Annotated in this window: 6 protein-coding genes; 2 read left to right on the plus strand and 4 right to left on the minus strand. The window is 44.4% G+C overall.

Annotated elements, in window-relative coordinates:
* On the minus strand, positions 1 to 558 hold a 558-nt coding region (locus B3763_RS16485; RefSeq protein WP_286747937.1), incomplete at its 3' end, for an ATP-binding cassette domain-containing protein.
* A gap of 478 nt (positions 559 to 1036) precedes the next feature.
* On the opposite strand from B3763_RS16485, the gene B3763_RS16490 reads away from it, so the two are divergent.
* Both B3763_RS16490 and B3763_RS16495 read left to right on the plus strand, forming a co-directional pair.
* On the plus strand, positions 1037 to 2317 hold the full coding sequence (locus tag B3763_RS16490; protein ID WP_286747939.1) for an efflux RND transporter periplasmic adaptor subunit: 1281 nt from the start codon (positions 1037 to 1039) through the stop codon (positions 2315 to 2317).
* Positions 2317 to 3657, plus strand: a complete 1341-nt coding sequence (locus B3763_RS16495) for an ABC transporter permease (RefSeq protein ID WP_189630784.1) — start codon at positions 2317 to 2319, stop codon at positions 3655 to 3657. The genes B3763_RS16490 and B3763_RS16495 overlap by 1 nt, the downstream gene beginning before the upstream one ends.
* A 129-nt stretch (positions 3658 to 3786) precedes the next feature.
* Here B3763_RS16495 and B3763_RS16500 read toward each other — a convergent pair whose 3' ends face one another.
* From B3763_RS16500 to B3763_RS16510, 3 genes are all read right to left on the minus strand, one after another.
* Positions 3787 to 4320: a hypothetical protein gene (locus B3763_RS16500; protein ID WP_286747941.1), complete on the minus strand. Its 534-nt coding sequence runs from the start codon at positions 4318 to 4320 to the stop codon at positions 3787 to 3789.
* A gap of 119 nt (positions 4321 to 4439) precedes the next feature.
* Positions 4440 to 5981, minus strand: a complete 1542-nt coding sequence (locus tag B3763_RS16505) for a hypothetical protein (protein ID WP_189630786.1) — start codon at positions 5979 to 5981, stop codon at positions 4440 to 4442.
* A gap of 21 nt (positions 5982 to 6002) precedes the next feature.
* On the minus strand, positions 6003 to 6588 hold a 586-nt coding region (locus B3763_RS16510; RefSeq protein WP_286747943.1), incomplete at its 5' end, for a hypothetical protein.

Here is a 6588-nt window from a genome sequence, read left to right on the forward strand (position 1 = left end):
GAGGTGGTTGGTGGGCTCATCGAGAATTAGTAGGTCGGGCTTTTGAATAAGCACCGAGGCAAGGGCTATTCGCTTTTGTTGCCCGCCAGAAAGTAATGCAACCTCTTCTTCTAGATTGTGGATGCCGAGCTTCCCCAGTATTTGTTTGGCCTGGCTCTCCAGATCCCATAGGTTTTGGGCATCTATTTGTTCTATAAGTTGCTGTACTTCACCGTGGTTTTCATGTCCGGCAGCCGATCGCACCAGGGCTCGCTCATATTGCTTAAGCAAAGCATGTTCCGGGTTGTTGCTATCAAAAACGGCATCGAGTACTTTTTGTCCGGAATAAAACTGCGGATTCTGCAATAGATGCTTTACCACAATATCGTTTTTAAAGACCACTTCGCCACTATCGGGAGTTTCCATTCCGGTAATCACTTTTAGCAGCGTAGATTTTCCCGAACCATTCACTCCAACCAGAGCCACTTTTTGGCCCTGTGCAATCCCAAAAGTAATGTGGTCGAGTATAAGCCGGTCGCCAAAAGACTTGGTGAGCTTTTCTACAGAAAGGTAATTCATAGTTCACAAAGCTACTACTGTAAGTGGTTTTGTCGAGAGGGCCGTTGAAATAAAAGTTCACCCGGTTGAATTTGTTCTTACGTAGTGTAATTAATTGGCCATAACACGGTCTTTATAACACGCAGTCCATGACAAATGACTCTGGGAGTAGAACAAAAATAGGTTGAGATGCATCGGAGAAGAATACCAAGAGGCTCTGGTTCTATACACTTAAAGTTATTGATAACCAATAAACGATGGCATCCAGCGTATTGATAGGAGAGCATGAGTGGGAGGGCCGGGGCAGATGAGAAGCGGGTCGAATGTTTATGGAGGTGAAAAGTGAGTTTTGGGGAGAAGTGATGAAATAAGGAAGACTATATTTTTTTGATCAGACATCAAAGGTTGAAATATTAAATATAAAATTAATGTTAAAAATTTTAGTTTGAACAAGTTTTAAACTATCATTATAGTTTACTCAAATCATCAACAACAACTCATGAAAAATAGAAAGGTCATGGTGATTACGGGCGTCTTTGTAGCCTTAATCATCTTTTTCATCACAAAGGTTAACAAAGGCTCTTCCATGGAGAGCGAGGTACTTACCCAGGTAAAGGTAGGTTTGTTTAGGTCTGAGGTAACCGCCAGCGGAGAGTTATATGCCAAAAACAGCGTAAATATCTTAGGGCCTGATGGCATGCGTCAAGCCAATATTTGGGAAACCACCATTAGCCACATCATCGATGAGGGCACTGTGGTGGCCAAAGGAGACTATGTGGCCAGGCTAGATCAGTCGGAGCTTGGACAAAAAATTCAGCAAGCCAGCAGTGATTTTACCATCAGTTCTTCACAGTATAAAGAGGCCAAACTAGATACGGCCATGGAACTGAGAAAGGCCAGGGAGGAAATGGACAATATGCTTTTCGAAATGGAAAAGCAGAAGCTAGTGCTGGAAAATTCACAATACGAACCACCGGCCACTATCAAGGAAAAAACAATGGAGTTGGAACGGGCCCAAAAAAGATATGATCAGGCCAAGGAAAACTACAAGTTGCAACTAGAAAAGGCCAAGGCCAAGGTGGCGGCTTCTGAAGCCGAAATGTTAGAAGACAAGAGGCGGCTCGATTTTCTTCAGGAAATATCAAATCAGTTTGTAATTACGGCTCCGGAGGCCGGCATGCTAATTTATAGAAGGGACTGGCGCGGAAACAAAATTGCGCAGGGGGGAAGAGTAGCCTCTTACGACCCTATTGTGGCTACTTTACCTGATCTTACCAGCATGATATCCAAAACTTATATCAATGAAGTAGATATCAATACCGTGAGCGCAGGCCAATTTGTGGAAATTGGACTCGATGCTTTTCCGGAAAAGAAGCTCACCGGGGTGGTGACCAGTGTGGCCAATATGGGACAGCAAAGACCTAATTCTGACTCCAAGGTTTTTGAAGTAGTAGTAGAAATTAATGAATCTGACACAACTCTTCGGCCGGGAATGTCTACCAGCAATAAAATAATTGCCAAGGTGGTAGAGCAGGCTATGTTTGTGCCCGTAGAGGCCATTCACAGCCAGGGAGATTCCATTACCTACGTACTATTGAAAGATGGACTGAGTATTGTGAAGCAAGAAGTGGAGTTGGGAATTTCTAATTCCGATCAGGTAATCATAAAGTCAGGATTGACTGAAGGACAGAGCGTGTACCTTTCCGATCCCAGTGGTATTAACGACTTCAGCCTTAAGAGGCTCAACAACTCCCAGTCCATCGCCCAAAACAATAAGTAATGTTGAAGCAATTAGCATCTAACATGGCCATAGCCATGGAAGCGGTTTTTGCCAATAAAATCCGGTCATTGCTTACAGCATTGGGTATTATTTTCGGAGTAGCCGCAGTTATAGCTATGCTGGCAATTGGAGCCGGTGCCCAGCAAGAGATTCTGGAGCAAATAAAGTTGGTTGGTGTAAACAACATTGTCATTACTCCGGTAATTGAACAAACAGAAGGAGAAGTACAAGCCGAAAATGCCGGAGGAGAAGCCCGAAAACAAAAGAACCTTTCCATCGGTCTCAATTTTCTCGATGTGGAAAGCATTAAGAGTATAGTGCCTGGCATAGAGGTGGTAAGTCCGGAGGTAGTGGTAGAAACTTCAGTTTCTCGCAACGCCTTTCATCGTAGTGCCAAGTTGGTGGGGGTTGAAAACTCATATTTTGAAATTGCCGGTTTCCGTCTGCTCGAAGGAAATTTCTTTAATGAGGAACATGCTGAAATGGGTAAGCCGGTATGTATTGTAGGTAAGTCTATAGCCGCCAAGTTCTTTAATGGAGAAGAACCTTTGGGTAAATACCTCAAGGTGGGAAAACATTGGCTCAGGGTAATCGGGGTTCTGGAAGAAAGACTTATTTCTGACAAGAGTATCAGTAATCTGGGCATACGAGACTATAATATGGATGTTTATACTCCGCTGAGTACGGCTCTACTTAGGTATGAGAATCGTGCAATGGTTTCTAATGCGGCCATTCAGGAGGCAATCAGGAATAGTAATATGGGAGTAGACCAGGGCAAAGCTAAAAACTATCATCAACTGGATCGTCTGGTGATAAAGGTGGCCGACTCCGATAAAATGAATGCCACCGCTGAGGTAATTAGTAAACTTCTTAAGCGCAAACACAGCCAGGTGGTGGATTATGAAATCACTATTCCTGAATTATTGCTGAAACAGCAACAGCGCACTAAAAACATCTTTAATTATGTGTTGGGAGGCATTGCGGGCATATCCTTATTGGTAGGGGGAATAGGAATTATGAATATTATGCTGGCTTCGGTTTTGGAGCGTATTAAAGAAATTGGGCTTCGCTTGGCAATAGGAGCCACCAAACGAGATATTATTTATCAGTTCTTGCTCGAATCGGTTATGATTAGCTTCAGTGGAGGAATGATAGGTATTATTTTGGGGCTGTCCATTGCCTTTGGCATTAGTCAATTGGCCGATATCCCAACACTGGTGCATATATCTTCTATTGCCCTTTCTTTTGGTGTGGCTGTTACGGTAGGAATAATATTTGGGATAACTCCCGCAAAACGTGCCGCCAGCCAGGATCCTATTACCTCGTTGCGTTATGAATGAGTGAATACTCGGATTGGGTTTTTCTTGCGGAAAGTAGGGAATTCGTTAATAATTGTATTTATTTGAAAAGTAACTGGTTTCCGTCTGAAACCAGTTCTAAACAAACTACTAACTAAACTAAAACGAAAGTCAGTTTCTTTCTCCGGTGGCCATTGGTTCCCGGTTGTTAAGATTTTTGATAAGAGCAGGGTAATTCTTGCTGGTTCGTATGGTCATTGTTCTACCATCGGTTCTATAGAACCTCAGCTTTCCCATTGACATCTCCGCCACGTTGCCTTCAAAAACGTAAGCTCTTTTTCGCTTTCCGTTTTCCAGGCGATAGGCCAGCGACATTCGGGTGAAAAAAGATTCGGCCACGCGACCTTTCGGAATCTTTCGTTCGTTTACTGCTTCATGGTTGCTATAAGACCTAAAGTGCTGGATAGTAGTGGGTAAAGGTTGATCTATTTCCGGAAAAAATGGAGACAGCATTAAACTGTCCCGCTCAAAATTGGACTGGTGAATTAGACGAATACCATCTATTTCAATCCAGTGCTCTGAACTGAACTCTCCTATAAAGTTGATCTCCAGCAGTTCTGCACTAAGCTTGTTTTGGGAGTGACAACCCAAAACCATTATCAGGCTGAGAATAAGAATTGACCCTATTGTTTTTGACCTTGACATGTGTTTGGTTAAATGAGGCTGTCTCAAGAATTTCACCGCTTCTTTCCTGACCATCACCACTTAAAAAATGGTGGCTAAAAGAGGATCGATCGATGAGACAGCCATTGTTTTGTTATCTATCAGGCTCCATCAGGATTTCCTATGCCTCCAAAGGTGTAGATTTCGAGGCCAAGTGCCTCCAGCTCTGATGCCGGTACTGGCATACTGAGAGGAGTGCCAGGAGGTAGTTTCAAATCATCGATGGTGGTGATTCGTCTGGTGAAGTAGCCATTGCAGGCCGCTTGCCAGCTCAGTTCTACCAGTCGCTCATAAGTGATTTCTCTCAGAAGCTCTTCATTGGTTTCTGCACCGGTTAGGGGAGCCAATTCTCCGCGTCCAACCCGACTTTCGTTAATGAGCTGCGCAGCTTCAATTTTACTTCCACCTGTTCTAACAAGAGCCTCTGCTCTGAGCAGGTTATTCTCAATAACTGTAAAGTGCGGCATAGGGCCCACTGAGTTATCATTTACAAAGTAGATATACCGGCTGTAGCTGTAATTACCAAAAATGTAGAAGCCCCGGTCAGACCTAAAAGGTACACTACTGTTGTAAGTAAAGTCGGTTTCCAGGCGTTTATCTCTGGGGCTGGTAATTTCGGGGTAAGACAACACATTGTCCTGCCAGGGGTAAGGTGCCGTTGGGTGGTCGGGGTCGGTATCACTGGCATTAAGAATGTCTCTGCCACCGGTTCCTCCTTCCATCATGTTAATCATTCGTTGCGAAACCCGCACCCAACCGGCATACTGTCCGTTGGTTAAGGCTCTGGTATACCAATCGTTTCCTCCATCGCCAATGGGTGCAATGTCTTGAGTTATACCGTTGGTAGTAAGTTCAAGCACTTGCTGCCAATTGGTTTCGTTTATGGTTTGCTCTGCATTTCTGGCCGAAAACACTTCAACTTTTGCAGCATATGACCGGGCAAAACGAGCCGCTTCCTGAGAAGAAAGTGTTACACCGTTGAATCCGTTAAAAATGATTTCCGGGTTTTCCTCAAAAATCTGAGCGGCCTCCAGGAACCTTGCTATTGCGGCATCGGCACACTCTCTATAAGACTGTAGCTCTAAGCTACCCAGGTCTGCATCGGTTAGGTCTTCGCTAACAATAAAACCCTGATCGAAGATCATGGCCACCCAGCCCAGGGCCAGGCCTTGCATCATGCGAGCATTGGCCAATACAGAAAGAGTGTGATCTTCACCGGTGTTGGGGTCAATGGCTTTGCCATCGAAGTTATCGCGCATTACCTTTAACACATCGTTCACCGGGCCTATGGAGTTATAGATTCCTCGCCAGGGGTTTCGGTTCACCCGAACGGTAGAAGCCGTGTTAGAGTTTACGAACGGTCTGGGAGGAATTCTGCCCCCATCGAACATGGCAAAGTTGGTCCATGAGGAGGACATGATTTGTGAGGCTACCGACAGGTACATATTGGGGTAAGAGATTTGGGTTTGTCTCCACCACTCTCCGTAGGCTCCCTGTATTAAAGAAGGGAACTCTGCCGGATTGGATAGCACACCGTTAATGTCTAAAGCATTGTTGTTTTCAACCTCCAGATCATCACAGCTTTGGGTAGTGATCATAAGAGCCGCTACCGATAATGAGAATATGTATTTTTTAAGTTTCATATCATTCTGTTTAAGTAGGTATTAGAAAGTGAATGAAATTGAACCTGAGAAAGTCCTGATGAGCGGGAAGGTATATGTATCGTAACGATCATTTATACCTCCAAAAGTTGGATCGAAGCCACGGTATTTAGCAAACAGCAGTACGTTATTGGCAATAGCACTTAGTTGTACACTTCTAAACACGTTGTTCAATCCCAACTTGCTAAGCTGTGCTGTTCTCAGTTCATAGTTTACTGAAAGTTCTCTCAGTCTAATGTGTGAGGCATCTTCTACATACTCAGCGTTCAATCGTCTACCGTTGTAAATGGATTGTCTGAAGCTGGAGTAGTGTCTTTGCCCTTCCGGTCGGTGCGCTTGATCATAGTCCGGGCCAAGTCCGTCCCTATCGAGCGACTGTAAGCCGGCATTGTACACGTCTCCACCAATCTGGCCTTCCCATAGCATGTACACATTCACATTTTTATATCGGAATCCCGTTCTTAACCCCAGGTTTAGGTCGGGACGGGCGTTTCCAATCAGCAGTTCCTGTGCTTCCTCACCATTATCGTTTACAATGGGCACCACACGCTCCTCATTAGTGTATTGAGTTCCTTTTGGAATTACGTAT

The organism is Roseivirga sp. UBA1976 (genome assembly GCF_002336325.1).
GTDB lineage: Bacteria > Bacteroidota > Bacteroidia > Cytophagales > Cyclobacteriaceae > Roseivirga > Roseivirga thermotolerans.